1 protein-coding gene is annotated in these 2,801 nt (G+C 30.8%); it reads left to right on the top strand.

Features of this window, described 5'->3' with window-relative positions; translation table 11 throughout:
* On the top strand, positions 1-2,801 hold a 2,801-nt coding region (locus tag GBG18_RS15425), incomplete at both ends, for a beta strand repeat-containing protein (protein WP_193311179.1).

Here is a 2,801-nt window from a genome sequence, read left to right as displayed (position 1 = left end):
ACAAATGTACAATTTACTTTACCTGAAGATTCATATAGTAATAATCAAGTACAAGTAAGAACTTCAGACGAAGCTGGGAATATAAGTGCTATATTTAATCTTGGAGCATTAAAAATTGATAGTACAGCTCCTGTTACTTCTCCCCAAAATAGAACATTAGAAGTTAATAATGCAAATGCCACAAATGGAGTTAGTCTATTTGAACATACAATAAGTTCATATTCAACAGATATTTATACTATTAATATTACGATTGGAGGGACGGGACTAGATACAACAAATGATCAAATTGTTTTAGATACTGAACAAAATGTTGGAAGTGATTTTTCTGTAGCGTCAGCAGTAAATATTGGAGGAGTAAGTGTAATTTATAATTATAATTCAACTACTAAAAAATTAGATATTAAGAAATCTGATGGCAGTGATTTTACAAGGGATGAAATTACATCAATAGAAAATGCTTTAAAGTATAAAATAGCTTCTAGTACAGCATCTGATGGTCAAAGAACTTTTTCACTGACATTTGAAGATAGAGCAGGAAATGTAAGTAATAGTTCAACAACAACTATAAATGGTAATAATTTATCAATAGTAGCACTTGTTATTGCTGTAGCAATTACATCAATTAGTGCAGATACAGGAGTTTACAATAATGATTATGTTACAAATGATAGTGATGGCTTAACAATTAATGGTACAATAAATGCTGCTTTAGGTGCAAATGAAATATTAGAGTATTCAAAAGATAATGGTATAACTTGGAGTACAATAAACAATAGTTCTATTGCAAATAATGGAGACGGTACATACTCTTTTTCGCATACAGATAATGCTTTGACTTCAGATGCTACTATTAAAGTGAGAGTTAGAAATACAGTAACATCTGCTGAAAGTTTAGAAGCTACTCAATTAATAGATATTGATACAACGTCTGTAGATGTAGATTTAAGTAGCACGAATGGAACACAAACAACAGACACTACTACTATGAATTCTACAGAAGCTATTTCAGGTAAAATTATTTTTGAAGATATTCAATCTCCTGCAGTTGATGATATTGTATCTATTAATATTACAGTAGGAGGAAGTAATTTAGATACTACAAATGATGCTATTGTATTAAACGCAGAACATACATTAGATAGTGACTTTAATAGTAGTAATGTTACAGTTGGTGGGGTATCTGTTGATTATAGTTTTGTTGCTACAACAAAAATACTAACTATTACAAGAAATGGCAGTGATGAAACTTTTACTTCAGAAGAAGTTCAAAATATTCAAAAAGCAATTTTATTTAAAACAACAAGTAATGTAGAGGGAGATAGAGAATTTACTATATCTTATACAGATGTAGCAAATAATACTGGAGCAACAGCTACTCAAACTGTTAACGTTGACTTTACTGTGCCAACTATCTCTTCAGCTTCTGTTGTTGTTTCTTTGACATCTACAGGATATGATGTTATAGATTTACCAGCGGGGATTTTTGGAGGATCAGCAGATGTTTTAAATACTGGAGAAAATGTAGATATTACTTCCTATATACCAGATGGTATGACCGCAACTGAATTTTTTAATGCTTTAATATCTATGAGAGTTAACTGGGGTGGAAAAAATGTTGCTGGTGGAGGTGTTAATGGTAATGCTGTAAGTTCTGACATTAATGCAACTTATCAAACTTTAGATGGAATAACTTCTGGAAATACTTTTTTAATTAAATTTACAGATTTACCTTTTATAAAAGGGGCAAATGTTAGGTTTACTTTATCAGCTGATGGTTCAACATTAACAATAAGAAACGTATCAGCTCAGTATGATCAAAATGAACTTCCATACGAAAATACATCTTTAGATACAAATTATAATGGGGATTATGGACTAACGAATATTAAACTATATTATCAAAAACAACTTAATGTAGTTGATACTTCACCAGATGTAGATGTAACATATGAGGGAACAAATGCTAAAGTAGGGGATACTATTAAATTATATGAAGGAAATACCTTACTTGCAACTTATACTCTAACAGCAAGTAATGTAGGTGCAGGAAATCATACAGTAAGACTATCTTCAATAATCTCTTTATCAGAAGGAGTACATAATTTAACAGTCAAATATGAAGATACAGCTGGAAATGAGTCAACTTTAAATAGTAGTGTACAATTTACAGCAGGAGCAGAAGCAGGACAACCTTCAAACATGAAAATTACAGGTTTACGTGCTACAGAAACAGGTGTAGAACAAGATCAATTGCTAGATAGCAATAATTATCTTTCAACTTCTGGAGAAATTATTAACTTATATGGAGTACAAGATTCAGCATCTTTTATTACTGTAGAAATAGATGGAAAACTATTATATGCTAATAATGTAAGTAAAGGTAGTTTTGAACTAGAAATAGCTAATCAATGGGTTTTGGCTCCAGGAGTATATGATGTTGTTGTAACTTCTACAAATTCAAATACAGGGGTAGTAACAACACAAACTTTTAAAATGGGATGGTTTAATGGTGGACATGCTCAAGATACCATTACAGGAAGTGCTTATGATGATCATATTGCACCAGATAGCAGTGGTAATGGAGGAGTAGATACTATTACAACAGGTGATGGTAATGATACTGTATATTTGAGAACTATATTTAAAAGCGCAAATATGAATAATGATGCTTCAACCTATGTAATTACAGACTTTACTATAGGAAAGGATAAAATCAATGCAAATGATATTGTAAGTAATTTATCTTTATCTAATATTTCAGGTTATGCTTCAATTTCTTATAATTCAAATGGTGATGC

This window comes from Poseidonibacter ostreae, assembly GCF_009208075.1.
Taxonomy (GTDB): domain Bacteria; phylum Campylobacterota; class Campylobacteria; order Campylobacterales; family Arcobacteraceae; genus Poseidonibacter; species Poseidonibacter ostreae.
Note: the sequence above shows the minus strand (reverse complement) of the source record. Positions and strands in the feature narration are given on the sequence as shown.